At 65.5% G+C, this 24,712-nt stretch carries 21 protein-coding genes and 2 tRNA genes; 19 read left to right on the forward strand and 4 right to left on the reverse strand.

Translation table 11 applies throughout. The features are described from left to right. Positions 1-17: 17 nt before the first annotated feature. The 5 genes from VN706_08135 (at position 18) to VN706_08155 (ending at position 5,182) form a co-directional block, all read left to right on the forward strand. Positions 18-1,793 carry a hypothetical protein gene (locus VN706_08135; protein ID HXT15585.1) on the forward strand — a complete coding sequence of 592 codons (1,776 nt, stop codon included), beginning with the start codon at positions 18-20 and terminating at the stop codon, positions 1,791-1,793. A 70-nt stretch (positions 1,794-1,863) separates the two neighbouring features. Further along, positions 1,864-1,936 (forward strand) — tRNA-Gly (locus tag VN706_08140). A 111-nt stretch (positions 1,937-2,047) separates the two neighbouring features. Beyond that, a tRNA-Leu gene (locus VN706_08145) sits at positions 2,048-2,131 on the forward strand. A 175-nt stretch (positions 2,132-2,306) separates the two neighbouring features. Then, positions 2,307-3,464: an ABC transporter substrate-binding protein gene (locus VN706_08150; GenBank protein ID HXT15586.1), complete on the forward strand. Its 1,158-nt coding sequence runs from the start codon at positions 2,307-2,309 to the stop codon at positions 3,462-3,464. Beyond that, positions 3,461-5,182: a methyl-accepting chemotaxis protein gene (locus tag VN706_08155; protein HXT15587.1), complete on the forward strand. Its 1,722-nt coding sequence runs from the start codon at positions 3,461-3,463 to the stop codon at positions 5,180-5,182. Before VN706_08150 ends, VN706_08155 begins: the two co-directional genes overlap by 4 nt. A gap of 50 nt (positions 5,183-5,232) precedes the next feature. On the opposite strand, the gene VN706_08160 is transcribed toward VN706_08155, so the two are convergent. From VN706_08160 to VN706_08170, 3 genes are all read right to left on the reverse strand, one after another. Beyond that, entirely contained in the window at positions 5,233-5,538 is a 306-nt protein-coding gene (locus VN706_08160; protein HXT15588.1) for a hypothetical protein, read from the reverse strand. 158 nt (positions 5,539-5,696) lie between these two features. After that, positions 5,697-6,593 carry a hypothetical protein gene (locus VN706_08165; GenBank protein ID HXT15589.1) on the reverse strand — a complete coding sequence of 299 codons (897 nt, stop codon included), beginning with the start codon at positions 6,591-6,593 and terminating at the stop codon, positions 5,697-5,699. A 356-nt stretch (positions 6,594-6,949) separates the two neighbouring features. Next, complete coding sequence (locus VN706_08170; GenBank protein ID HXT15590.1) at positions 6,950-7,720, reverse strand: Rad52/Rad22 family DNA repair protein; 771 nt, start codon at positions 7,718-7,720, stop codon at positions 6,950-6,952. Positions 7,721-8,190: 470 nt separating this feature from the next. Between VN706_08170 and VN706_08175 the strand changes: the two genes are divergently transcribed. The 12 genes from VN706_08175 to VN706_08230 all read left to right on the forward strand — a co-directional run bounded on the left by VN706_08175 (position 8,191) and on the right by VN706_08230 (position 21,097). After that, positions 8,191-8,667, forward strand: coding sequence for a helix-turn-helix transcriptional regulator (locus VN706_08175; GenBank protein ID HXT15591.1), 477 nt, complete (start codon positions 8,191-8,193; stop codon positions 8,665-8,667). Between the two features lie 77 nt (positions 8,668-8,744). Next, positions 8,745-9,740 carry a M20/M25/M40 family metallo-hydrolase gene (locus VN706_08180; protein HXT15592.1) on the forward strand — a complete coding sequence of 332 codons (996 nt, stop codon included), beginning with the start codon at positions 8,745-8,747 and terminating at the stop codon, positions 9,738-9,740. Continuing rightward, positions 9,737-10,852 carry an aspartate-semialdehyde dehydrogenase gene (gene asd / locus VN706_08185; protein HXT15593.1) on the forward strand — a complete coding sequence of 372 codons (1,116 nt, stop codon included), beginning with the start codon at positions 9,737-9,739 and terminating at the stop codon, positions 10,850-10,852. The genes VN706_08180 and asd overlap by 4 nt, the downstream gene beginning before the upstream one ends. Beyond that, positions 10,849-12,210 carry a lysine-sensitive aspartokinase 3 gene (lysC, locus tag VN706_08190; protein HXT15594.1) on the forward strand — a complete coding sequence of 454 codons (1,362 nt, stop codon included), beginning with the start codon at positions 10,849-10,851 and terminating at the stop codon, positions 12,208-12,210. The genes asd and lysC overlap by 4 nt, the downstream gene beginning before the upstream one ends. Next, on the forward strand, positions 12,207-12,899 hold the full coding sequence (locus VN706_08195) for a dihydrodipicolinate reductase C-terminal domain-containing protein (GenBank protein ID HXT15595.1): 693 nt from the start codon (positions 12,207-12,209) through the stop codon (positions 12,897-12,899). Before lysC ends, VN706_08195 begins: the two co-directional genes overlap by 4 nt. Next, entirely contained in the window at positions 12,896-13,834 is a 939-nt protein-coding gene (gene dapA, locus VN706_08200) for a 4-hydroxy-tetrahydrodipicolinate synthase (protein ID HXT15596.1), read from the forward strand. The genes VN706_08195 and dapA overlap by 4 nt, the downstream gene beginning before the upstream one ends. After that, the gene (locus tag VN706_08205) at positions 13,831-14,673 is read left to right on the forward strand and encodes a 2,3,4,5-tetrahydropyridine-2,6-dicarboxylate N-succinyltransferase (protein HXT15597.1); all 843 of its coding nucleotides are present in this window, start codon (positions 13,831-13,833) and stop codon (positions 14,671-14,673) included. Before dapA ends, VN706_08205 begins: the two co-directional genes overlap by 4 nt. After that, entirely contained in the window at positions 14,673-15,932 is a 1,260-nt protein-coding gene (aroA, locus tag VN706_08210; GenBank protein ID HXT15598.1) for a 3-phosphoshikimate 1-carboxyvinyltransferase, read from the forward strand. Before VN706_08205 ends, aroA begins: the two co-directional genes overlap by 1 nt. Next, positions 15,929-16,633, forward strand: coding sequence for a (d)CMP kinase (gene cmk / locus VN706_08215; GenBank protein ID HXT15599.1), 705 nt, complete (start codon positions 15,929-15,931; stop codon positions 16,631-16,633). Before aroA ends, cmk begins: the two co-directional genes overlap by 4 nt. A 201-nt stretch (positions 16,634-16,834) precedes the next feature. Further along, on the forward strand, positions 16,835-18,640 hold the full coding sequence (locus tag VN706_08220; GenBank protein ID HXT15600.1) for a 30S ribosomal protein S1: 1,806 nt from the start codon (positions 16,835-16,837) through the stop codon (positions 18,638-18,640). A 133-nt stretch (positions 18,641-18,773) separates the two neighbouring features. After that, on the forward strand, positions 18,774-20,420 hold the full coding sequence (locus tag VN706_08225; protein ID HXT15601.1) for an FAD-dependent monooxygenase: 1,647 nt from the start codon (positions 18,774-18,776) through the stop codon (positions 20,418-20,420). 8 nt (positions 20,421-20,428) lie between these two features. Further along, positions 20,429-21,097 (forward strand): TetR/AcrR family transcriptional regulator, encoded by a 669-nt coding sequence (locus VN706_08230; GenBank protein ID HXT15602.1) that lies wholly within the window; start codon positions 20,429-20,431, stop codon positions 21,095-21,097. A 4-nt stretch (positions 21,098-21,101) separates the two neighbouring features. Here VN706_08230 and VN706_08235 read toward each other — a convergent pair whose 3' ends face one another. Continuing rightward, positions 21,102-22,022 carry a hypothetical protein gene (locus VN706_08235; GenBank protein ID HXT15603.1) on the reverse strand — a complete coding sequence of 307 codons (921 nt, stop codon included), beginning with the start codon at positions 22,020-22,022 and terminating at the stop codon, positions 21,102-21,104. Between the two features lie 119 nt (positions 22,023-22,141). Between VN706_08235 and VN706_08240 the strand changes: the two genes are divergently transcribed. Beyond that, the gene (locus VN706_08240; protein HXT15604.1) at positions 22,142-23,134 is read left to right on the forward strand and encodes a hypothetical protein; all 993 of its coding nucleotides are present in this window, start codon (positions 22,142-22,144) and stop codon (positions 23,132-23,134) included. A 4-nt stretch (positions 23,135-23,138) separates the two neighbouring features. Continuing rightward, positions 23,139-24,608, forward strand: a complete 1,470-nt coding sequence (locus VN706_08245) for a hypothetical protein (GenBank protein HXT15605.1) — start codon at positions 23,139-23,141, stop codon at positions 24,606-24,608. Positions 24,609-24,712: the final 104 nt, after the last annotated feature.

The raw sequence follows: 24,712 nt of genomic DNA on the forward strand, positions 1-24,712 counted from the left end.
CAGAATATACATAGCCCGTGACGCAGCTCCCGCCGCCCACCGTCCCATGGCAGATCACCGGCAACCACTGGCTTGCCCTGCCGTGCATTCACCCCGCCGACGCATCGATTCACGCCGTCGGCATGCTGCACCGTGCCGCGCGCTCGGCCATCGAATTCGCGGGATCGCCCGAGTTCATGCGCGGCACCGGCCCCGCGCTGTTGCGGCCCACCCTCGACATTGGCGGAGTACGCCACGAGCTCTCGGATGTTCCGATCGCGTGGGAGCGCGCCTTGGGATGGATCCCCACGTTCACCTGCACGATCGGCGACTTGCTGATTCGCGGGACGATCTTCGCGCCGTACGGCCGCGATGCCGACGTCTCGGGTGCGGTGTACGCGCTCTCGCTCGAGAATCGTCGTGCCGAAGATGTGACGGTGACCGTGACGCTCGCCGGCACGCTCGGACACCGACAGTTGCGCGTCCGCACGCCGCGCGCGTTCGAAGATGCGAACACGGTGAGCCAGGGCCTGTCCGGCGCGGTGCTGCTCGAAGGCGCGTCGCTGCCCGGCCTCGCGGCGCTCGCGCTCGCCGCGGACGGCGACGCGGCGACCGTGGTCGACGGCAATTCCTACACGATGCGCCGCACGCTCACGATCGGCGCCGCCGGGCGTGAGCAACTCGCGTTCTATCTCGCGGTCGGTCCCGAGCGCGACGGCGCCGAGGCGACGGCGGGAGTCCTGCAGCGGCGCGGATGGCGCGAGCTGCTGTCCTCCACGCGCGACGCGCTCCAGAGTCTGGAGCAGAGCACCGGCCACGAAGCGATCGACCGGCTGATCAATCGCAATCTTTTATTCGCATACTTTTACGCCGTGGGACGCGCACTCGACGATGCGCAGTATTATCTCGTTCGAACGCGCGCGCCCGGCAACGGCCACGGCGTCACCGTCCGCGATTGGGACGCCCTCATGTGGACGATACCCGCGGTGCAACTCGCCGACCCGCCGCTCGCGCGCGAGCTGTTGCTGCGCATGTGCGAGCTGCACGGCTATGCGCCAGGTCGCGGCGTGCATTATCTCGACGGCACGCTGTTCGAACCAGGCTTCTCGCTGGAAGGCGTGGCAAGCTATCCGTTGGCGGTCGACCGCTACATTCGCGACACCGGCGACGATCGCGTCGTGGACGAGCCCGCGCTGGCGGACACGCTGTATTTGACGGCCGAAGATCTCGACGCGCGCAAGGACAAACGCGTACCGCTGTATTCCACCGAAGTCAGTCCGTCGGGCGTGCCGGCGGCGCATCCGTTCACGCTGCACGCGAATGCCGCCGCGGCGCAGGCGCTCGACGTCCTCCGCCGCACCCTCGATGAAGAAACGGCGCGCGGCCTTCAGGATCCCGACGCCGTTCGCGCCGCGTTGCAACGCCACTTCGTCGTCGAAGCCGCGGGCCGCTCGAGCTTCGCCTCGGCCATCGACCTCGCGGGTTCGACGTCAGTCTTCGACGATCCCGCCGCGTCGGTCTATTGGCTGCCGATGTACGAAGCCGTACCGCGCCACGATTCGACGTATCGTCGCACCGTGAAGGCGATCGACGTTGCGCCGCAGTCGCTCGTGCAGCAATGCGCGCGGTTGGTCGGTCCCGACGCGAGCGACGTGTTGCAGTGGCTGCGCCGCGCCCCCCTCGACGGCGGCACCGCCGCCGAGACAGTTGACGCCGAGGGCAGGGCAGTAGCGAACGGCGGCGATGCGGCACTCTCCGGTCTTCTGGCGTGGTCTGTCTGGTACAGTATCAACGCGCTGGGCGAACGCCCATAGCTGTTCGCCCAGCGCCCATCCCCCATCCCCCATCCCCCAGCGCCCATCGCGCTGATATATTTCGCCCCGCGCGGGAATAGCTCAGTTGGTAGAGCACAACCTTGCCAAGGTTGGGGTCGCGGGTTCGAGTCCCGTTTCCCGCTCTGAACGTCCGGGACTTGGGATTCCGAGCTCGACACTCGAAGCGATTCAGCCACGAGTTCGACGTCTCGAACTACCAGGTCCCGTTTCATTTGTGTGCGTGTGACGTGCATGCCGGGGTGGCGAAATCGGTAGACGCGAGGGACTTAAAATCCCTTGGCCGCAAGGCCGTGCGGGTTCGAGTCCCGCCCCTGGCACTCCGTTGTCGACACTCGCTGGCGTGCCGCCGGCACGCCGCCGGCACCCGCCAGGCTCGCGCAGTGGATGTTTCTCGACGCCGTCGGCGCGCGTCATCAGAACGGTCCGCCTCACGATCGGTCCTATATAGGCCGATACTCACCTCGCAGGGCCGTCCGCTCACTCTCAGCCATCATGTATCCCACGCACCGACTTCGGCTCGCCGGCCTTTTGGGCGGGTCCATTTTGTTCGTCGGAATAACAAATTGCAGCCGAGCCTCGGCGGCAGGCTTCGGCGCGTCACGCGACACCGCGTACGTTGGGGTCGCCGTCGGACTGCAATCTCCTGAGCGATACAAGAACGTCTTCAAGGGCGTCCAGCAAGCGCTGGATGAGCTCAACGCGAATCGTCCGTCTGGTTCGCCGATCCTCGCGATGCGTCAAGCGCCCGCGAATGCCAGCACGAACGTGCAAGTCGCCGCCGCCTTCCGCGACGATCCGTCGGTCATCGGTGTCGTCGGCCACACCGAGAGCGATGCCACCATCAGTGCCGCCAGCGTCTACGACGATCGCGAGCACGGCGGCCGCAACGCCATCGTTGCCGTTTCGCCGACCGCCGCCGCCGGTGACGTCACGCGCGCCAGCCCGTGGGTCTTCCGCGTCTGCCCGGTCGTGAGCCAGCAAGCAAGCACGCTCGCGCACTACATCACCGATTCGCTGCATCTGCATCGCATTGCGCTCGTCTATCGCAACGACGTCGCGGGGCGCGAATTCCTGCGTACCTTCGCCAAAGCGGTCGACGATTCGCGCGACACGCTCGTCGAGCGCGATCCGTTCGTCGAAGCCATCGCTGAATTCGACGTGTATGCGCAGCGTCTCGCGCGCAACAAGCCGGACGGCGTGATGATCTACGCGAATACCTCGGACGTGCTCACGGTGATGCATGCCGTTCACGCCGCGGGCGTGCACCCGATCGGCGTCAGCACCAACGGACCGACGCCGGCCGAAGTCGTCGCCGATGGCGCGGCCGGTCGCGATTTCGGCGGCCTGCGATACCTCTCGCTCTTTCTTCCCGATCGCGCGGCGTCGCCGCGTGCGTCGCAGTTCGTGAGCGCATTCGAGAAGTCATATCGGGAAAAGCCGGATCACTGGGCTGCCCTGAGCTACGACGCCGCCATGCTGATCGGTCGCGCGGCGCAGGCTCGCGGTGCCGATCGTCGCGCGATTCGCGATTGGATCGCATCCGTCGGGAACGGACAGCCGGCCTACGCCGGCGCCAGCGGCGAGATTCGGTTCGACGCCGGGCGGAATCCGATCGAGAAGACGGCGCTCGTCGCCACGGTGACGCCATGACCGCCATTCCGTTCCGTGCGCATCTCGGCGGTTGGACGATTCGTCTCCGCCTCTTGATCGGCTTCGGCGCCACGATCGTCCTGCTGGTGCTCGCCACGACGCTCAGTCTCGTCATGCTTCGCCGCACGCATACCGGCATGAAGGCCGAGATGCAAGCGGTCGTCGATCTGCAGCGTCATCTCACCACGACCAACGACGCGACGCGCGACTACGTCGTGCTGGCGCAGACCGACCTGCTCGGACGCGACGCGCAGAACCAGCGCCGCATCGACAGTCTCGCCACCGTCGCTGATTCCGTGCGCCGGCTGCTGATCAGCGGCTCGTCGCTGAGCGAAGCGAATCGCGGCCGCCTCGAGCGCATCGGCGACATTCAGTCGCGCATCGCGGTGCGATTGGCGCTGGCGCACGCCGCGGAAGATGTCGCTCGTCCCGACGAAGCACTTCGCCAGGCGCGCTTCTCGTCCGCGCTGCTCGATACGTTGTTCGAGCAATCCGAGGCGGTGAAGCGGGACGAATCATCCGCCGCGGCCGATCGCATGCACTCGATCGATCGCTCCGCCGCCACGCAGCAGTTGTTGCTCGCCGGCTTGTCGGTGATCGGGGCGCTCGTGGCGCTGCTCTTTGGCATGTGGACGTGGCGTGCCGTTGCCCACCCGCTCGCTCGCCTCACGGCGACCGCGCGCCGCATGGGCGCGGGCGATCTGCGCATCGACGAGATGGACGGCCATCTGGATGCCGAGTATCGCACGCTTGCCGACGCATTCTTCGAGACGTCGACGCGTCTCGCGACGCTCCTGCGCGAGATTCAAGCGCAGGCGACCAGCGTCGCCGGCTCGGCGACCGAATTGACCACGGCGTCCGAGGAAGCCGCGCGCGCGACGACGCAGATCAGCGACGTCGTCGGCGAGATCGCCGGCGCCGCGAGCATGCAGATCGGAGCGCTCGGTTCATCGCGCTCGCTGCTCGATCGCGTCGGCAAATCCGCGACGCACCTGAGCTCAACCGCGGAACGCTCGGCGGAGATCGGCGTCGACATTCAGGACACCGCGGCCCGCGCGCAGAAGGACATCGGTGACGCCTTGCAGATGCTGCAGCGCGCGCGGCAGATCATCGAAGCGTCCGCGGCCGGCGTGTCGCGTCTGGAAGATGTGTCGAAGGCCGTCGAACAATTCGTCGCGGCGATTCAGGACGTCGCCGACATGACGAACCTGCTTTCGCTCAACGCGGCTATCGAAGCGGCGCGCGCCGGCGAGCATGGCCGCGGCTTCGCTGTGGTCGCGAACGAAGTACGCGAGCTGGCTACGCGCAGCGCGACGTCGGCCACCGAAGTGCGCGGTATCGTCGACACGATGCGCCACGAGGTCGGCGCCGCCGTCACCGCGTTCGACGAAGGCGTGCGCGGACTCGGCAACGTCGACGGTATTTCGCGCACGGCGACCGATGCGCTCGGCCGAATTCGGGATTCCGTATCGGGCATCGAAGAGTTGGCGCGTGCGCTCGACTCGGCGGCGGTGGCGAATCACGCGTCGGTCGAGGAGCTGGAGCGTCACATGACCGCGGTTGCGGATCAGGCGCAGAGCCAGGCGGCGGCGAGTCAGGAAGCGGCAGCGGGTGCCGAGGAGACCGCGGCGACCACACATCAAGTCGCTGAGACGGCGGAGAATCTGTTGACGAACGCGGCGCGTCTGCGCGAGCTCGTCTCGGCGTTCGAGGTCTAGCCGAAGGGCGTTACAGCGCGCTCTGACGCGCTCTGACGCGCTCTGACGCGCTACGATGCGCGACGAGCGCCGGCTTCGCGCTCGACGAGCGCCGCGAGCTCGTCGTCGGAGAGATGCACCCAACCGTCGGGAATCGGCGTCAGCCGGATCTTGCGGCTGTGTCCCTGCAGCGCGAGCCAGCCGCCGCTCAGCTCGCGCGGAATGACGAGCCGAAATTCGCGAGTGCGGCGCCGATCGAAGGTCTCGCGCGAGCGAACGCGACGCTCGGAGTTCAGTCGCCGCTCGACGGTGGCGGGATGAACTTCCCACGCCTCCCATGAGCTTCCTTCCGAATCCGTGAACCGTCTGTATGACATCTGGACTGCGTCGCTGCGGGAGTGATGCGGAGTGACCGGGTGATCTCCACCAGTAAAAAAGCAAGAGGTGGACCTAAGGCCAGGATTCAACGAAAGAGGCGCGAACATTTGAGTGTTCGCGCCTCTATGAATTCTCTAAAGCGTCACGCGTCAGGCAATCAGTACCACGTCAACCCGACGATCAGAGGAACGTGACTCACGCTGTTGAAACCGCTCGCGCCGTTGAGATGGAAGTAGCGCGATTCGACGAACAATCCCGTGCGGCCGAGCATGTATTCGAGACCCGCGCCCGCGTTCCAGCCCCATGCGTTGTGCCAACTCTGATCCTGCGAATCGATCGGGGTGCTGCCGGTCGGATCGATCAGCGTGCGATAGTGACCCCATGACAACCCGCCGATCACGTACGGCGCGAGCCGCGGCGTGAGCTGCGCGACTTTCAACCGCGCGTCCGCATCGACGGTCCAGATCTGCGGACGCGTACGATAGAAGCCGGTCGTTCCGTCGGTGGCGAGCCAGCTTCCGCTGCTCTGGAAGCTCGAGTATCCGACGTCACCGCGGAAACCCAACGCGGCACCCGGACGCTGAATGCCGAACGGTACCGCGATGTTGTAGCCGACATGATTGCGATCGAACGCGGGATCGCCATTCGTGCCTGGAATGCAATCGATGCCAAGCTTCACTTCGTTGCTCTGATCGCCCACACCTCCGAAGGCGAGTCCCCCACCGAGTCCGGCGAACAATCCCAGCGGACGCACGACGCGAAGCGGAGCCGGCGGCGGCGGTGGAGGCGGTGGCGGCGGCGGTGCTGCCTCGACCACCGGCGGTGGCGGAGGTGGCGGCGTCACCGTATCGGGCGGTGCAACTTCGCCCGGCGCCTCCTTCGAGATCTTGATGCGTTCCGCCGACGTCGCCGGTTTCGTGCGCGAACTTTTCGCGACCGTGTCCGGCTTGGTCTTCGGCGTTCCGGCTTGGGCCCAGGCTGCCTGCGCGCCGCTCACAGCGATCGCGACCGCGAGTCCGGTTACCCAGCACGACGAACTGATCTTCTTCGACATTTAACCCAGTCTCCTGCGGTGCAGCGTTGATGGCGACGTGACCACGGTCACGTTGTATAGGAAATTTCCGTTCCATCAGCACGGCAGACGGCGGACGAGCACGGCGCGGAGTGAAGCGGGCGCCGCCGGACCGCAGGGACCACAGGGACCACGGACGAACTTCGGACGGTCATGGACGGGCGCGGAGACGGCGTTTATGAGTATTGTGTAACAAAGGGAAACGACTTCGAGATGCGGACACTTGCATCCCGAAGTCGTTCAAAAAAGGGCTCTTGTTCTTTGACTTGTTACTGAAAACCAGTCACGCCGTTTCCGTGCCTCTCCGTGGACGTCAGAAATTTTCCGTGGTCAACGGCTTAAAACGGTAGCTCTTCAAGTCCAGCATTCTCATCTCTGGGCACGTCCGCCACGTCCGGCTTCGAACCACTTCGTGCGGGCCACACGACTCCGTCGCACGATCTCGAACGGCACTTGAAGTCCGGCGCCTTCGGATTCCGCTTCGACAGCCGGTTGTCCCACATCCGTCCGCCACACTTCGGGCAGCTCGGCTCGTCGCTGGCGAGTGGTCCGGTCGCCGGCTCCACGTCGAGCTCCGTCACCTTCGCAGACTCGTCGGCCCGCACGACGCTCACAGTGGCGCGCTGGACTCTCCTCCCATATGCGTCCGCCGGATCCTCGAGCGGCTTCGCATACCTCCCATCGCCGTCGACCTGCACCCAGTTCTGCTCGTACGCGTAGAGCTCATGCGCGATCCCGAAGCGGACGGCGGACCGCTTGAATGCATCCGTCGCCGCCTGCTTGTAGTCGCGCCCGGTGCCCACGTCCTCGCGAATGACGCCAAGGATTTGCAGCCGCGCCTTGAACGAACAGGTCGGCTCGTCGTGGTCATCCGACGCGAGCGTCGGAAGCAGTTCGAGCGTCAAGTCCCATTCACCGGGTACGACGCCGTCGAGGCGCTCGCGCACGGTGTTGGCGTCGACGTACGCCACGAATCGCGCGAAGTACCTTCCGTCGCGCTGGACCGGCCTTCCATCCTGCCGCCACGAAATCACGCCCGCGGGCAGCGGCGCCGACAGTTGTGCCCAGATGTCGTTTTTCTCCACGGTCGTCTCATGTCGTGCGATCATGCTCTCATCCTTCCGTTGTTAGTCGGTCCACGTGCTTGGGATTTGTCGTGCGCCATCATCGAACGTGCATTCTTGCGTGTTTCACAGCGGGGCAGTCGCGACCATGCTCGCAGTACCACCCGTGCCGGTCGAAGAAGACGAGATGCGCCGTCACCACGCCGCCGTTCGATTCATCGACCCGAAACAGCCGCCCGACCGAGGTTCCGGGACCGCATTTCTGAACGGGATCGAGCTCTCGAATCCGGACGCTCACCTCCGGTTTCGGCGGTGCAGCCTTCCGCCCTCGTGTAACGTTTGTTACCCCAGATCGGCGCGTTTTCGCCTTCGCCGCCGTCCGCTTCTTCGCCTTCCTAACAGCCCCGGATTTCTTGACTTTGCCCACGCCGACTCCTAGGCTTTGGTTGTAGAACCGCTGATTGATTCGGGGTCTGTTCGGTATCTCAATGTAGCAAACGTTACAGGGTCGGTCAATGGAATGGAAGCACGCCGATTCACCCGCCGCCGGAATCCCCGAGTTCACCGAGCTCGGCAAGCGGATCGAGATGCTTCGCATCGATCGCGGGCTGTCCAAGCAGTACCTCGCTCGCTTCGCGGGCACGTCGCGTCAGCAGCTGTGGCGCGTGATGACCGGTAAATCGCACCTGACCGTCGCGCTGCGCGCGCGGCTCGCCGACGTCCTCGACGTGAGCACGCTCGAGCTCGAGCCGACCGCGCGGACTCATTCGATATCGGCCGGCGCGCTCGCCGGCCCGACCGATTTCCAATCCTACGCCGCGCATGCGGACGCCATTTCGCAAACGCTCGCGTCGATGCCCACCGGCGATCGCGGCCGAGCATTGAAGCGGCGCTTTTTGGATGCGGTCGAGGACTGCGCGCTCGCCGATGGCTGCGCGCTCGATCCGCGCTATTTCGACCTCCGGCGCCAGGTGCTCAACGGAGAACTGTGACGGCCGGCTTCGCGAGCGGTGAGCGCTGCCGCCCGCGAACCTGTGAGCCCGACCATGAATCGGCTAGCTTTGCGGTTATGACCGATGTCGTGGCGCTCGCCGCCGAACTGCTGACGATTGATTCCTCCACGGGCGCGGAGTCCGGCGCGGTGGATTTCGTCTCGAAATGGTTGATCGCCCGTGGATGGGACGTCCATCTGCAGGAAGTGTCGCGCGGGCGCGCGAACGTGTGGGCCAAGCGAAACGGAGGCGGCGTCACGTTCTCGACGCACCTCGACACGGTGCCGCCGTACGTGGCGCCGCGACTCGACGGCGATCGCCTCTACGGTCGCGGCGCATGCGATGCGAAGGGCATCGCCGCCGCCATGCTCGTTGCCGCCGACAACCTGGCGAAGGCCGGCGAACAGCGCGTCGATCTCCTGTTTGTCGTCGGGGAAGAGAAAGGCTCCGACGGTGCGCGCGCCGCGAATCGTCTCAAGCCGACGAGCAAATTCCTCGTCAACGGCGAACCGACCGAAAGCAAGCTCGCGAGCGGAGCGAAGGGATCGCTCCGCGTCATCGTGCGCACCACCGGCCGCGCCGCGCATTCCGCGTACGCACACCTCGGTGAATCAGCGATCAAGCCGATGCTCGCGCTGCTGCCGACACTCGAGACGCTCGATCTTCCGAGCGACGACGTACTCGGCGCCACCACGGTCAACGTCGGCACGCTCCGCGCGGGAACGGAGGCGAACATCGTTCCCGCCGCGGCCGAGGCTGAGATGATGTTTCGATTGGTCACCGACGTTGCGCCGCTCAAGAAGCAGATCGAGAAATGGGCGAAGGGAAAAGCCGAGCTCGAATTCGGCTCGCACATTCCGGCGCAGCACTTTCATACGATCGACGGGTTCGAGGTCGCGCCGGTCGCATACACGTCGGACATTCCGCTGCTCGGCCGGTGGGGAACGCCGCTCCTGTTCGGGCCGGGATCGATTCACGTCGCGCACACGCCGAACGAGTTCATCGACGTAAATGAGTTGCGCGGCGCGGTGGGTGCGTACGAGAAGATCGTGCGGAGCTTGCTGGCATCATGACCGAGCGCGAGACGAGGGAACGCGTTCCCCACGCCGGGGAAAAGGGACGCCGGCACCGAGTCGCGGTGCTCGGCGCCACCGGCGCGGTCGGTCAGGCGTTCATCCGCCTGCTCGTCAAGCATCCGTGGTTCGAGCTCGTCGAAGTCGCCGCGTCGGAGCGCTCGGCGGGGAGGCGCTATGCGGACGCGGCGCGATGGATCGGCGCCGACGAATTGCCGCCGAGCGTCGCGGACATGACCGTGCTCCCGTGCGATCCCTCGAAGATCACGGCGGACATCGTCTTTTCGGCGCTGGACTCCTCGGCGGCTCAGGATGCCGAACCGGCGTTCGCGCGCGCCGGCAAGACGGTGCTCACGAATGCGAAGAACTATCGCATGGAGCCCGACGTGCCGCTGGTGATCGCGGAGGTGAATCCGTCGCATCTCGACGTGCTGCACGCGCAGCGCAAGGGTCGCGGCTGGACCGGCGCGATCGTCGCCAACGGCAACTGCTCGGCGATCGTTACGTCGCTCCCGCTGGCGCCCATTCATCAGCGTTTTGGTATTAGGAAACTCATGGTGGTGACGATGCAGGCGATCTCCGGGGCTGGATATCCCGGCGTGGCGTCGCTCGACATCATGGGCAACGTCATTCCATACATCGGCGACGAAGAGCCGAAGATCGAAGCCGAAGTGCGCAAGTTTCTCGGGGCAAACGCCGGCGATCACATCGACAGCGCGGACTTTTCGGTGAGCGCGCATGCGAACCGGGTGCCGGTCGAACATGGACACACCATATGCATGTCGATCGAGCTCGAGACGAAGGCCGATGCAAGCGAAGTCGAGCGCGCGATTCGCGACTGGCGCGGCGCTGAAGCGGCTCGCGATCTCCCGACGTCGCCCGAGCGCCCGCTTGTCGTGACCGATCAACCGGACAGACCGCAGCCGCGCCGTCAGGTCGACACGGGCAATGGCATGACCGTCGTCGTTGGCCGCGTACGTCCCGATCCGATCTTCGACGTCAAGCTCGTGGCGATGGGCCACAACGTCGTGCGCGGCGCGGCGGGCGCCTCGGTGCTCAACGCCGAACTGATGGCGAACTGCGGCCTCCTCGGCCAAGCCAACTCCTCGTGATCGTTCTCAAGTTCGGCGGCACGTCGGTCGGCGATGCCGAAGCGATCGCGCGAACCGGACGTATCGTGCAGAGTCGCGCCGACCAGGGTGCGATCGTGGTCGTGTCGGCGCTCGCCGGCGTCACGAACGCATTGATCGCGCTCGCCGAACAGGCAGCAAAGGGGCACCTCATCGGCGCGCTCCGCGCCGTCGAAGGATTGCGCGAGCGGCATCTGCAGCAGACGGAATTGCTCCTCGGAACCGGCGACGCCGCGACGGACGTCTGCGCCGAGGTGAGCGCGATGATCGACGAGCTCGCGCATCTCGCCGAAGCGCTCGCGACGCTGGGCGATCTCACGCCGCGCAGCATGGACGCCATCTCGTCGTATGGCGAAAAAATGTCGTCGATCATCTGTGCCGCGTCGTTCCAGAAGCAAGGCGTTCCGGCGGTGCACGTCGACTCGTGCGAAGTGATGATCACGGACAGCCAGTTCAGCCGCGCCGAACCGCAGGCGGAGGCGATCGCCGAAGCGTGCCGCGCCAGCGTGATCCCACTCGTGCGCGATGGCAAAGTGCCGGTGATGGGCGGCTTCATCGGCTCGGCGAAGGGCACGGGCATTACGACGACGCTTGGCCGCGGCGGCAGTGACTATAGCGCGTCGCTCTTCGGCGCGGCGGTGCAGGCCGAGGCGATCGAGATCTGGACGGACGTCGACGGCATGTTGACCGCCGATCCGCGGGTCGTGCCGAACGCGCGGTTGATCGAGCAGATCGCGTTCGACGAGGCGTCGGAGCTGGCGTCGTTCGGCGCGAAGGTGCTGCATCCGAACACGATCGCGCCCGCGGTGCGGCTCGGCATTCCGGTGTACGTGCTCAACTCGCGCCGTCCCGAAGGAAAGGGGACGAAGATCACCTTCGACGCGCCGAAGCGGTCCGTCAGCGCGATCGCCGGGAAGAACAAGATCTCGCTGCTCAAGATCGGCTCGCCGCGCATGCTGCTCGCGGAAGGCTTTCTCAGATTGGTATTTGAGATCTTTGAACGTCACCGCACGTCGGTGGACGTCGTCGCCACGTCCGAGGTGTCCGTGTCGCTCACCGTGGACGATCCGTCGGCGCTCGAGGCGATCGTGACCGATCTGCGCGCGCTGGGCGACGTCTCGGTGGAGCGAAGCCGCGGCATCGTCGCGGTGGTGGGCGGCGCGATCGCCGAAGGCGGCGAGGCGATGGCGCGCGCGCTGGGCGCGCTCGGCGGCACGCACGTGCACATGCTCTCGCTCAGCGCCACGGGCATCAATCTGACGATGGTCGTCGACGACGATCAGGTGAAGCCCGCGATGCAAAGGCTGCACGCCGCCTTCTTTGAGAGCGCCGCGTCATGACGCGGCACATCGCCATCGTCGGCATGGGCAAGATGGGCCGCGCAATCGCCGAGCTGGCGCCGGCGCGCGGTTGGGAGGTCGTCGCTCGACTCGATGAACCTCATGTGAAGGACGGGATCACGCGCGACATGCTCGGTGGTGCCGACGTCGCGGTGGAATTCACCGTACCCGACGCGGCGCCGAAGAACATTCGCGCGATCGTCGCGGCAGGATGCCCGGTCGTCGTCGGCACGACAGGCTGGTACAACCTCTTCGATGACGTGAAGCACGATGTGAATGTGAGCGGCGGCGCGCTGCTCACCGCGACGAACTTCTCGCTGGGTGTGAACATTTTCGAGCAGATCGCGACCACGGCGGCAGCACTGTTGGCGAAGGTGCCGGGGTTCGAGGCGCATCTCGTGGAGACGCATCACTCGGCGAAGAAGGACGCACCGTCCGGCACTGCCCACACGCTCGCGCAGAGTACCTCGGCGGCGTGGGGCAAGCCGATTCCGATCACGAGCGTGCGTACCGGTTCGGTGCCGGGCACACACGAGTTCATCTTCGATGCCCCGTTCGAGCAGATTCACCTCGAGCACATTGCCCGCGACCGGCGCGTGTTTGCCGAAGGGGCGCTCGTTGCCGCGCGTTGGCTGATCGGCCGCCGCGGCGTGTTCACCATGAAAGACGTTCTCTCGAGTCCGAAATGACCGACGCCCATCGCCCAGCGCCCAACGCCCAGCGCCTCAAGGGCTGCGGCACCGCCCTCGCCACGCCCTTCAACACGGACGGCTCACTCGACGAGGGTGCACTGCGCGCGTTCGTTGATTGGCAGATCGACGAAGGTATTCACTTCCTCGTGCCGTGCGGGAGCACCGGCGAAGCGGCGACGATGACGCTCGACGAGCACGCGCGTGTCGTTCAAATCACGATCGAGCAGGCGAAAGGCCGTGTCCCGATCGTGGCCGGCGCGGGCAGCAACGACACACGGAAGGCGATCGCCCTCTCGAAGGCCATGCGCGATCTCGGAGCGACGCATCTGCTCCACACCTCGCCGATGTACAACAAGCCGCCACAGCGCGGCATCGTCGCGCATTTTCGGGCGATCGCCGACGCGGTGGATTTGCCGATCGTGATCTACAACGTGCCTGGTCGCACGGGGAGCAACATCGAAGCAAAGACGACGCTCGAGATGGCGAAGATTCCCGGTATTGCCGCGGTGAAGGAAGCGTCTGGGAGCCTGCCCCAGATCACCGACATCATTCGCGGGCGCGAAGAGCGCGCGGCGAAGGGCGATCTCGCCCACTTCAGCGTTCTGTCGGGCGACGACGAGATGACGCTCCCTGTCATGGCACTCGGCGGCGACGGCATCGTCTCCGTGGTGTCGAATGCGATCCCGGGCCCGATGGCACAGCTGTGTGAATACATGTTCGCGAATGACATCCAGTCGGCGCGCGCGCTGCACCTCAAGCTGCTGCCGTGGATGCGCGCGGCGTTCGTCGAATCGAATCCCGTGCCGCTCAAGGCCGCGCTCGCGATGATGGGGAAAGCGAAGAACGTGCTGCGCCTCCCGTTGGTGCCGATGCTCGAATCGAACAACGACGCGGTCCGCAACGCACTTCGCGGCGCAGGAGCGTTGTCGTGAGTAACGGTGGTCTCGAGGAGCGAATCGATCAATACGCCGCCACGCCGGCGGGTGAAGTGGTCTCACCGGAAGCGCGAACGACTGTTGAGAGTTTACTCACCGCGCTCGAAGCCGGAGAACTGCGGGCCGCGGAGCGCGGAGCCGATGGGTCCTGGAAGGCCGTTCCGTGGGTGAAGCGCGGCATTCTCCTGGGCTTTCGCGTCGGGCAGCTGGTGGAGTCGGAGGGGCGCGCGCTTTCGTTCGTCGACAAGGATACGTACCCGATTCGGCGTTGGACGGTCGCGCAGAATGTTCGTGTCGTACCGGGCGGCTCGTCCGTTCGGCGTGGCGCGTACGTCGCTCCGTCAGTCGTGTGCATGCCGCCGATGTACATCAACGTCGGTGCGTACGTCGACTCCGGCACCATGGTCGACTCGCACGCGCTCATCGGATCGTGCGCGCAGATCGGCCGTCGCGTCCACGTGAGTGCCGCCGCGCAGATCGGCGGTGTGCTCGAGCCGGTGAACGCCGCGCCCGTGGTGATCGAGGACGACGTGCTCGTCGGGGGCAACTGCGGCGTCTACGAGGGCACGATCGTTCGTGCGCGCGCCGTCCTCGCCGCCGGCGTGGTCCTCACGCGCGGCACGCCGGTCTTCGATCTGGTGAACGAACGCGTGTATAAGGCCACCGCCGAGCGGCCATTAGAGATCCCTGAAGCCGCAGTCGTCGTACCGGGCGCGCGCGCCATCAAGGCGGGATGGGGCGCCGAACAGCAGCTGTCGCTCCAGGCGCCGGTGATCGTGAAGTATCGCGACGAGAAAACCGATCTCGCGACCGCGCTGGAAGGGTGGCTTCGCTGATGGAAGTCCACGGATCGCTCCGCGTTCCCGGCGACAAATCCATCTCCCACCGCGCGTTGATCTTTGGCGCGCTGGGCGACGGTGACTCGCGCGTCACGCACATTCTGGAATCGGCGGACGTACACTCCACCGCGGGCGTGCTGCGCGCGCTCGGCGTCGACATTCCGGAGCTGTCGCCGGATGTGGTCATACGTGGCGTCGGCCTCCGCGGCCTCCGCGCGCCGACTCGCGATCTCGATTGTGGCAATAGCGGCACGACGACGCGGTTGATGGCCGGCGTCGTCGCCGCGTCCGCCGTGGAAGCGACGTTCGTCGGCGACGGGAGCTTGAGCCGGCGTCCGATGCGCCGCGTCGCACGCCCGCTGACGGAAATGGGAGCAACCGTCACGCTGCCCGCGCACGGCGGCCTGCCGATGATCATTCGCGGCGGCTCGGTGCACGGAATCAACTGGACGAGCGAGGTCGCGAGCGCGCAGATCAAGAGCGCGATTCTGCTCGCGGCGCTCGTCGGCGGTGTGCCGGCGGCCGTGAACGAGCCGGTGAAGACTCGCGATCACACGGAACGCATGCTCGCGGCGCGCGGCGCATCGGTGAGCGTCAGACCGGACGGCGTCTCGATCGACCCCGTCGGCCGACTTCACGCTCTCGATACCGATGTCCCCGGCGATCCGTCGTCGGCCGCGTTCTTCGCCGGGTTGGCGGCGGCATCGGACGGCGGTGAGCTTCGACTCGAACGCGTGTGTGTGAACGAAACGCGCATCGGATTCCTGCGCCGCTTGTCCGCGATGGGCGCGTCGGTTCGCGAAGAGAACCGCCGCGAGGAGGGCGGAGATGTCGTCGGGGATCTCATCGTCTCGCCGAATACGTGGCACGCGACGACGATCGAAGCGCGGGATGTGCCGGCGATGATCGACGAACTGCCGTTACTGGCCTGCCTGGCGACGCGCGCCGTTGGCGAGACCACCATCACCGGCGCGAATGAATTGCGCGTGAAGGAGAGCGATCGCATCACGGCGGTCGTGACGAACCTTCGCGCCCTCGGCGCTGATGTCGAGGAGCTCGAGGATGGGATGTTGATTCGCGGATCGCGCCGGCCATTGCGCGGACGCGTGGTCACGCACGCCGACCATCGCCTGGCGATGGCGTTTGGCATCCTTGGCGCCGTGGGCGAGAACGCGATCGACGTCGACGACCGCGAATGCGTCGCCGTGTCGTATCCGAATTTCTGGGCGGATCTCGACCGCGTGCGGCGCGCATGAGCGACCGAACGATCGTCATCGCGATCGACGGTCCGGCCGCATCCGGCAAGTCCTCGACGGCGCAGTGGGTCGCGCGCCGGCTTGGATTCTTTCACGTTGATTCGGGGTCGTTGTATCGCGCGGCGACCGCGGTGCAGCTGGAGCGGCAGGCAAATGCCGAGACGTGGACGGACGACGCCGTGTTGCGCGAGGTGTCGCGCATCAGCTTCGTGCCAAAGGACGCCGCGTTCGTTCCCTTGATCGACGAGCAGCCCTCGGACGACCTACTTCGCGGAACCGAGGTCACGCGTCACGTGTCGCGCGTGGCGACGATGGCCGCCGTTCGCGACTGGGTGAACGCGCAGGTGCGGCGGGCGGGACAGTCGCGAAACGTCGTCGTGGACGGGCGCGACATCGGCACCGTGGTGTTTCCCGCCGCCGACCTCAAGGTGTTTCTGGTCGCCGATCCGTGGGAGCGAGCGCGCCGCCGGCTGATCCAGCGTCTGGGCCGTCATCCGGTCGACGAGGAGATCGCGGCCGAGACGGAGCTGATCGTCAAGCGCGATGCGAAGGACGCGACCCAAACGGTTCAGGCTGCCGACGCCGTGTTGATCGACACGACGTATTTGACGCAGGAAGACCAGGTGGAGCGGATCGTGGCGTTGGCGAGAGCGGCTGCGGACGCCGTAAATCACCGTGCCAAAGGCACTTCGGGCGGTTGACGCCTAGCATTTTCGAGCCTATCTTTGAAGGCTCGCGAATTGTGTCATTCCGAGGGCGCAGTCCGAGGAATCTGGCGTCAGCATAGAGGGGCATCTCTGTCCGGACGAAAGATCCCTCGCTTCGCTCGGGATGACAAAACACAAACCTCGCCGCGGCGAGCCTAAACACCCGCGAACCGATCGGGAGATCACACTACCAGCATGCCAACGCTCGAATCCCCCACCGCAACCGGCACGGCCGTCTCTGAGCGCGAAAAGCGCGATGCGCAGAAAGCTCAGCTTCGTCCGCTTGCCAACCGCCGCCCCGAGCTCTACGACGAGGATGAGTACGAATCCGAAGCGTATGAGAAAATGATGGAGCTCTACAACGGTACGCTCGCTTCGATCGAAGAGGGCGAGATCGTGAAGAGCAAGGTGCTCGAGATCCGCGACAACATGGTCGTCCTCGACATCGGCTTCAAATCGGAAGGCTCGGTTCCCCTCGAAGAGTTCAAGGACCATCCGGATCTCAAGCCGGGTGACGAAGTCGAAGTCCTGCTCGAGCACCTCGAGGACCAGGAAGGCTCCGTCGTTCTGTCGAAGAAGAAAGCCGACTTCATGCGCGTGTGGGAGAAGATCCGCCTCGCGTACGAGAACGATCAGCCGGTGGAAGGCACCCTGGTCAAGAAGATCAAGGGCGGTGTGGTGGTGGACCTGATGGGCGTCGACGCGTTCCTGCCGGGATCGCAGATCGCGCTCCGCCGCGTCCCGAACATCGACGAGCTGCTCGGCCAGAAGTTCGAGTTCAAGATCATCAAGCTGAACAAGCGCCGCCGCAACATCGTCGTCTCGCGCCGCGTGATCCTCGAGAACGAGCGCGCCGGCAAGCGTGAAAAGCTGATGAAGGAGCTCGAGAAGGATCAGGTGCGGAAGGGCGTCGTCAAGAACATCACCGACTTCGGTGCCTTCATCGATCTCGGCGGCGTCGACGGCCTGCTCCACATCACCGACATGTCGTGGGGCCGCATCTCGCACCCGTCGGAGCTCGTGTCGATCGGCGCGGAGCTCGAGGTCAAGGTGCTCGACATCGATTGGACGCGCGAGCGCATCTCGCTCGGTCTCAAGCAGCTCCAGAGCTACCCGTGGAAGGACGTCGCCGACAAGTATCCGGTCGGCACGCGCGTCACGGGCAAGGTGGTGTCGATCACGAACTACGGCGCCTTTATCGAGCTCGAGCCGGGCATCGAAGGCCTGGTGCACATCAGCGAGATGAGCTGGACGCGCAACGTGCGTCATCCGTCCAAGCTGGTGAGCATCGGCGAGACGATCGAGGCCGTGGTGCTCAAGGTCGATCCGAACGAAGAGAAGATCTCGCTCGGCATGAAGCAGACGGAGCAGGATCCATGGATGGTGCTGCCGCTCAAGTACCCGGTGGGCACGCGCATCAACGGCAAGGTTCGGAACCTCACGTCGTTCGGCGCGTTCGTCGAGATCGAGCCGGGCATCGACGGTCTGATTCACATCTCCGACATGAGCTGGACCAAGCGCGTCCAGCATCCGTCGGAAGTGGTGAAGAAGGGCGATGCGGTCGATGTCGTGATCTTGAATATCGATTCTGAAAACAAGCGCATCTCGCTCGGGCTCAAGCAGGCCGAGGAAGATCCGTGGCTCCGTATCGGCGAGACGTACCCGGTCGGCACCGAGCTCACGGGCGCGGTCGTGCGCCTGATGGACAAGGGCGTGGTCGTCGACATCGGCAACGACATCGAAGGCTTCGTTCCGCTGTCGCAGCTCAATCTCACCGGCAAGCCGGTGAACAGTCCGGCGGACATCGTGTACGAGACGATGCGCCTCGACATGCGCGTCATGGAAGTCGATCCGATTCATCGCCGGATCGTGCTGTCGGTGACGAACATTCCCGAGGAGCAGCCGCCGCGTCCCGAGACGCCGTCGAAGATCATCCCGATGGAGTCCGAACACGACATGGGCTATCCGCCGGTCGATCTCTCGGCGATTCCGGAAGAGTAGGCCGGGGCACTGCGCCGCAGGATGTGAGACGCCCTCGACACCATGTCGAGGGCGTTTTGCGTTACGGGTTGGGGGTTGTCGAGACGAGCCGTTCCGGCTAGCGTGAGTGAGTACTCACTCACTACCAGGCACCATGACGATTCTCATCGTTGGAGCCGGACCCACGGGCTTGATGGCCGCCGCATCCATCGCCCGTTTCGGCGTCGCCGTTCGGCTCATCGATCGCGCCAGCGAACCGCCGGCCGATCGCTCGCGCGCCGCAGTCGTTCAGCCCCGCACGCTCGAGGCATTCGACAACCTCGGCATCGCGCAGGAAGCGATCGGCGCCGGCACGCCGGTGGACTCGGTCGAGCTCTACAAACCGTCGGGCACACACGCCACGCTGACATTCGCGGAGCCCGGTTGGCTCGATTCACCGTACGACAAGCTGCTTTCGCTGCCGCAGGATCAGACCGAGCGCATTCTCACCGAATTGTGTACGCGCCTCGGGATCACGATCGAACGCGGCGTTCAGCTCGTAGGGCTGAGTCAGAGCGCTGACGCCGTCCGCGCGACACTTCGCCATGCGGACGGTGCAAACGAAACGGTCGATGCCGAGTGGGTCGTTGGCGCCGATGGCGCGCACAGCACGGTGCGCGAGCTGAGCGGACTGACGTTTCCCGGCTTGACGTACGCCGACGACGGATTGATCGGGGACGTCGACATCGAGTGGAAACTCTCGCACGACAGCGTCAGTCTCTGTCCCCGGCCGGAAGGATTTCTACTCGCCTTTCCGCTGCCGGGCGATCGACACTTTCGAACGATCATGATCGTTCCGAGCGTGCGGCCAACTGAAGACAGAACGCTGAGCATGGAAGAATTCCGTTCGCGGCTCGAGTACATGACGCCGCACGGTTGCGGCTCGGGCTCGGGGAGCGCGCCGCCGAAAATTCTCCGCTCGCACTGGCTCACGCGGTATCGCCTGCATCGTCGCGGCGTCACGTCGTACAGCCGCGGTCGCGTGTTCGTTGGCGGCGACGCCGCGCACATTCACAGTCCGGTCGGTGCGCAGGGAATGAACACGGGTATTCAGGACGCCTACAATCTCGCGTGGAAGTTGGCGCTCGTCGCGCGCGGCGAGGCGCCGGCGTGGCTGCTCGAGACATACGACGAAGAACGCCGACACATCGGCGAGCTGCTGTTGAATGGAACGGACAAGGCGTTTGGCTTCGTTGCCGGGCGAGGATGGTTCGCGCGGACGGTGCGCCGCATCGCGCCGACGTTGGCGGCGCGCGCGCTCAGCGCGCCGGTCATCGGCAAGACGCTGGCGCGCTTCGTCTCGCAGCTCCAGATCAAATATCGAGAGAGCCGCTTGTCGGTTGAAGGGTCGCACGCGGCGAGCCTCGGGGCTCACGCACCGCATGCCGGCGACCGCGCGCCCGACGTTCACCTCTCGTCCGCGAACGGACAACCGGTTCGACTGTTCGACGAGTTTCGCGAGCCACGACACGTGCTGGTCGTGTTCGAGGGGAATTCAACGACGGCCAACGCCGCGCCGGGCGATGGCGCATTGCCCGAGAATATGAAACAGCTCGTGAAGATGATTCGCCTCACGCGAGCGACGACCGGCTCGCGCGACGGTGCACGGCTCGACTCGGACGGCGCCGCACACGACCGATACGGCGCGGCGAACGGCGCCTTGTACCTCGTGCGCCCCGACGGCTACATCGGCTTTCGCGGCAGCCTCGAAGATTGGTCCGATCTTCGGACCGACCTCGCTCGCCGCTTTCTAGTTTCATAATAACCGGCATGCCCCGCAAACGAGTGAAACCCGCGCCCACGTTCACGGCGGATCCGGAGTGGTTCGCCGATGACGACACGATGTCGCCCTCGCAGCGGCGGATTGCGGCCGCGGCGATCGAGGCCTTCGCGATGCAGGGATTCAACGGCACCGCCACGAGCGACATCGCCAAGCGAGCCGGCGTCGCCGAAGGGACGATCTTCAAGTATTACCCGACGAAGAAGAAGTTGCTGATCGGCGCCGTGGCGCCGCTCATGATGCGCGCGCTGACGCCCATGCTCCGCCGCAGCGTGGAGCGGGTGCTGAGCGCCGACTACGCCACGTTCGAGGATTTCGTAATCGCCTTCGCGCGCGACCGGCTCGACTTCGCGCAGGCACATCCGGCATTGCTCAAGCTGTTGGTGCAGGAGATTCCGTTTCATCCGGAGCTGCGAGAACACTTCGAGCGCATCGTTTTCGCGCAGGTATTTCCGCTCGCGCTCTCGGCCATCGAACGGTTTCAGGCACGGAAGCAGATTCGGGCGATGCCGCCGCTCACGGTGGCGCGGATCATGGGCTCGGTGATCGTCGGTTATGTCGTGAGCCGAGTGTTCCTCGCACCGGACGCGGTGTGGGATGACGAGCGGGAGATCGATACCCTCGCCGGCGTGTTGGCGCGCGGATTGAGACCCGGTTGATGAGCTACCGGCGGCCGATCGCGGTGAACGTGCCTGTCGGCCCGCGATCGAAGTCGCCAAGGTTGATCATCCCGTCCGAGATCGTACCACGTATCGTGTCAAGATTCATCGCCGTCGCGGTGAACCTGACTTCGCTGCAGTCCGGCGTTCCGCCGTTTCTTCCGGTGCAGATGTTGTGAAATGACGCCGTGAAGGAGAAGTGGCCACTCGTATCGATCGTCGTGTGCTCGGCGATACCGCCGCTGAACTGCTGCAGTGGATAGCATTCCGGAACGCGACCAACTTCGCAGAATTGGAGCAAGCCATCGATCGTGATCGGCCGGTAGGCCCTTCCGTCGTTGACCGAGACGGTCGTTACCGGACCGGCGGTGTCTCTCGCTTCCAAATGGGCGACGTAGTAGTGATGCGGCCCCTTCTCGAGCGCAGGATCGTCGTCGGCTCGAATGTCGTACGCCGTGTCCAACCGGCCGAGCGCGAACGTGTAGGGCGGCAGCGAGGACATGTAGTAGATCGGCGAATAGAGCCATCCCTTGTCTACCATGCCCTCGAAGCCCGCGCCGCCACGCCCCGTCACGACGAGCCGGCCTGAGGCCGAATCGAACGTGACGCCGCCGGCAACGGCGAACGATCCCCAACTCGTGTGATGCCCGGTCGAGTCGGCGGGCCTGCCGTTCACATCGAGCATTTGCTGATGGATGTACAGCGTGTCCCCGGGCAAGAGCGCGAAATCATGCTCGGTCCCGGCGTACTTCACGGTCTCGGCAGCCATCGCGCGCGCCGTACCGGTGACGACGAGAACGAGATGATCGGGCGGACCGCCAACCGCCGGGGCGGCTGTATCGACCCGCGGCCCCGAGGACGCGTCGGCGCAACTGACGAGCGCTACGGCCAAGCCGAGCAGCAACAATGACTTCGAAGACTGCATGAGACACAAGATAGGAAAGCTACGTCACGTGACGTATCGGACGATCCGCCCAGGAGGGATAGAGTCGGGCAACGCTGAACGCGGGGCACGAGATGACTATTTCTATACTCGAAACCGATATGCGTCGGTCCGTGACGTGGGCCGAGCTCGGTTCGCTGGCGCGACTCGCGCCGTCGCCGCACAACGCGCAGCCGTATCGCATCCGGCCGCGTAACGACCATCGCGCGGACATCGTGCTGCTGACCGACCGTCTGCTGCCGCGCGAAGACCATGGCAACCTCTACGTCGCGAGCGCGTTCGGTATCTTTGCCGCGACGCTCGTGCGCGCCGGTCTGCACTTCGGGGTCGAGGTGTGCGTGACGGCGGATCCGCTGATCGATCCGTCGCGCCTCGAGTACGCGGGTCCCGAGGTGCGTGTCGGCGAAGCGACGATTCGCGGCGCAGTGCAGGCCGTCGAGCAGGCGCGCCTGCTCGATGCACGGCGCACGTCACGGATACCGTACGACGGCCAGGTCGTCGAGGCTGAGTCTATCCTGGCATTCACCGACGTCGCGTCGCGGCGGGACCATCGCTTCGTCTCGTACTCGGACGACATCACCGTGCGATCGGTGTTGCGGCTCAACGCCGACGCGATCATCGACAACCTGCGGCTGGACGCCGAGCGCGAGGAGATTCGTCCGTGGTATCGCGCGGGCGAGACGCCGGCGCACGGGGACGGGTTGTGGGAGACGCCGATGAATCAGACCGCGTGGACGATGCGCGCCGCGTTCGACGCGCCGCGCGTCGTGGGCGCACCCGGTATTCGTCAGCTCGCGCGGTGGAGCTATGTGCGCACGCAGCGCGGTACCCGGCACGTCGGCCTCCTGTGTGGCCGGTTCGGCCGGTGGCGCGAGTTGGTTTCGGCCGGCGAGATGCTGCTCGAGCTCTGGCTCACGATGGCGGCGCGTGGCGTGTACATGCATCCCATGGGCTCGATGCTCACCAATCCGCGCTACGCCCGCGAGATCGCGGCGCGCTTCGGGGTGGGGGACTGCTGGCTGGTGTTCCGGTTCGGCCGAGGCGCGGAACCACCGCGCGCGCCGCGCATTCACAATATTGTCATATCAGAATAACTATATGAATAGACTCATCGACCCGTTGCTGGGCCGCGCGATGCGCGTCGCCGGCGACGCCGCTCTCTCGTGTTGGAGCGCGTACCGCCTGCTGTTCATTCCGGCGCTGATGGGCGACCGTCGCGAACGCCTCGCGCGGCGCCGCGCGGCCGCTGCGTTCTACAATGCGCGGCGACGCGTGCCGGCGTATCGCCACTTCCTGCGCGAGCAGGGAGCGGAGCACGTCCGCGGCTTCGAGGACATTCCGCCGATGGACAAGGCGAACTACATCGCGCGCTGGCCGATCGAGCAGCTCTGCCAGGGCGGACGCTTGCCGGCGCGCGGCGCGGTCATCGATGAATCGTCGGGCTCGACGGGCGCGGCAACGAACTGGGTGCGCGGCCGGCGCGAGCGCCGCACGGCGCGCCGCCTCATTCAGTATTCCGCGCGCTCGACGTTCGGCAACGAAAGCTTCGTGCTGCTCAACTGCTTCGCGCTCGGGCCGTGGGCGACCGGGATGAACGTGTCCATGTCGCTCGTCGACCGCTGCCTCCTCAAGTCGATCGGGCCGGACGTCGGCAAGGTCATCGCGTCGCTCGAGCTGCTCGGGCCTTCCTACCGATACGTCATTGCCGGGTATCCTCCGTTTCTCAAGAATCTCATCGACACCGCGACGATCGACTGGTCGCGGTACGACGTGTGCGCGGTCGTCGGCGGCGAAGGCATGTCGGAGCCGTTGCGTGCCGCGCTCAATCGCTGCTTTCGCAAAACGATCTCGAGCTTCGGCGCGTCGGACCTCGAGATCAATCTCGCGGTCGAAACGGAGTTCAGCATCGCGCTGCGGCAGGCGATCGCGGAGGACGAAAGCCTGGGCCGCGATCTGTACGGCAGCGAGTCGCTGCCGATGATCTTTCAATACGATCCGCTGAACAGTCTGTTCGAGAGCACCGATGACCGTAGCCTGCTCGTGACCATCAACCGGCTCGAGAACGTCTCGCCGCGCATTCGCTACAACATCCACGATCGCGGCGTCGTGCGGCCGATGTCGCAGGTGCAAGCGGTGCTTCGCGCGCACGGCGTGAGGTTGGCGGCGGCGCCGACGGTCGATCTTCCGTTGCTGTTCCACTGGGGACGGCAGGACAGCTCCGTCGCCTTCTACGGCTGCAAGGTGACTCCCGAACACGTGCAGCACGCGCTGCTGTGCGTGCCGGAACTGGCGGCGTCGCTCGGGGCGTTCGCGCTGCATCCGTACGAGGATGCCAGGGCGAACAAGCGACTCGAGTTATACGTCGAGCTGACGCGGGATCTCGATGGCATTTGCGCCGACGCCGTTGGCCGAACGGTGTGGCGCGAGCTTGCGGCGGTGAATCAGGATTTCCGGGAATCCATCAAGATGGTGCCGGCGGAATGTCGGCCGACGGTCCGGCTATTCCGTCCGGGCGCCAGCCCGATGTCCGGCCAGGATCCGCGCATCAAGCGGCGCTACATCGTCTGATGAACCGTTCGCATCGGTCCGATGGGGCCGAAAGCGTCTTGTCTGGATGGTTCCGGCCATCTTGCCGCTTCCTGTTCCTGGATACAATATGCGGCCGTCGACGA

The sequence above is a fragment of the Gemmatimonadaceae bacterium genome (assembly GCA_035606695.1).
Taxonomy (GTDB): Bacteria; Gemmatimonadota; Gemmatimonadetes; order Gemmatimonadales; family Gemmatimonadaceae; genus JAQBQB01.

What these genes read in the sequence shown, in the direction of transcription:
- VN706_08150 (HXT15586.1), top strand. Translation starts at nt 2,307, where the DNA reads ATGTATCCCACGCACCGACTTCGGCTCGCCGGCCTTTTGGGCGGGTCC.
- VN706_08155 (HXT15587.1), top strand. Translation starts at nt 3,461, where the DNA reads ATGACCGCCATTCCGTTCCGTGCGCATCTCGGCGGTTGGACGATTCGT.
- VN706_08160 (HXT15588.1), bottom strand. Translation starts at nt 5,538, where the DNA reads ATGTCATACAGACGGTTCACGGATTCGGAAGGAAGCTCATGGGAGGCG.
- VN706_08165 (HXT15589.1), bottom strand. Translation starts at nt 6,593, where the DNA reads ATGTCGAAGAAGATCAGTTCGTCGTGCTGGGTAACCGGACTCGCGGTC.
- VN706_08170 (HXT15590.1), bottom strand. Translation starts at nt 7,720, where the DNA reads ATGATCGCACGACATGAGACGACCGTGGAGAAAAACGACATCTGGGCA.
- VN706_08175 (HXT15591.1), top strand. Translation starts at nt 8,191, where the DNA reads ATGGAATGGAAGCACGCCGATTCACCCGCCGCCGGAATCCCCGAGTTC.
- VN706_08180 (HXT15592.1), top strand. Translation starts at nt 8,745, where the DNA reads ATGACCGATGTCGTGGCGCTCGCCGCCGAACTGCTGACGATTGATTCC.
- asd (HXT15593.1), top strand. Translation starts at nt 9,737, where the DNA reads ATGACCGAGCGCGAGACGAGGGAACGCGTTCCCCACGCCGGGGAAAAG.
- VN706_08195 (HXT15595.1), top strand. Translation starts at nt 12,207, where the DNA reads ATGACGCGGCACATCGCCATCGTCGGCATGGGCAAGATGGGCCGCGCA.
- dapA (HXT15596.1), top strand. Translation starts at nt 12,896, where the DNA reads ATGACCGACGCCCATCGCCCAGCGCCCAACGCCCAGCGCCTCAAGGGC.
- aroA (HXT15598.1), top strand. Translation starts at nt 14,673, where the DNA reads ATGGAAGTCCACGGATCGCTCCGCGTTCCCGGCGACAAATCCATCTCC.
- cmk (HXT15599.1), top strand. Translation starts at nt 15,929, where the DNA reads ATGAGCGACCGAACGATCGTCATCGCGATCGACGGTCCGGCCGCATCC.
- VN706_08220 (HXT15600.1), top strand. Translation starts at nt 16,835, where the DNA reads ATGCCAACGCTCGAATCCCCCACCGCAACCGGCACGGCCGTCTCTGAG.
- VN706_08225 (HXT15601.1), top strand. Translation starts at nt 18,774, where the DNA reads ATGACGATTCTCATCGTTGGAGCCGGACCCACGGGCTTGATGGCCGCC.
- VN706_08230 (HXT15602.1), top strand. Translation starts at nt 20,429, where the DNA reads ATGCCCCGCAAACGAGTGAAACCCGCGCCCACGTTCACGGCGGATCCG.
- VN706_08235 (HXT15603.1), bottom strand. Translation starts at nt 22,022, where the DNA reads ATGCAGTCTTCGAAGTCATTGTTGCTGCTCGGCTTGGCCGTAGCGCTC.
- VN706_08240 (HXT15604.1), top strand. Translation starts at nt 22,142, where the DNA reads ATGCGTCGGTCCGTGACGTGGGCCGAGCTCGGTTCGCTGGCGCGACTC.
- VN706_08245 (HXT15605.1), top strand. Translation starts at nt 23,139, where the DNA reads ATGAATAGACTCATCGACCCGTTGCTGGGCCGCGCGATGCGCGTCGCC.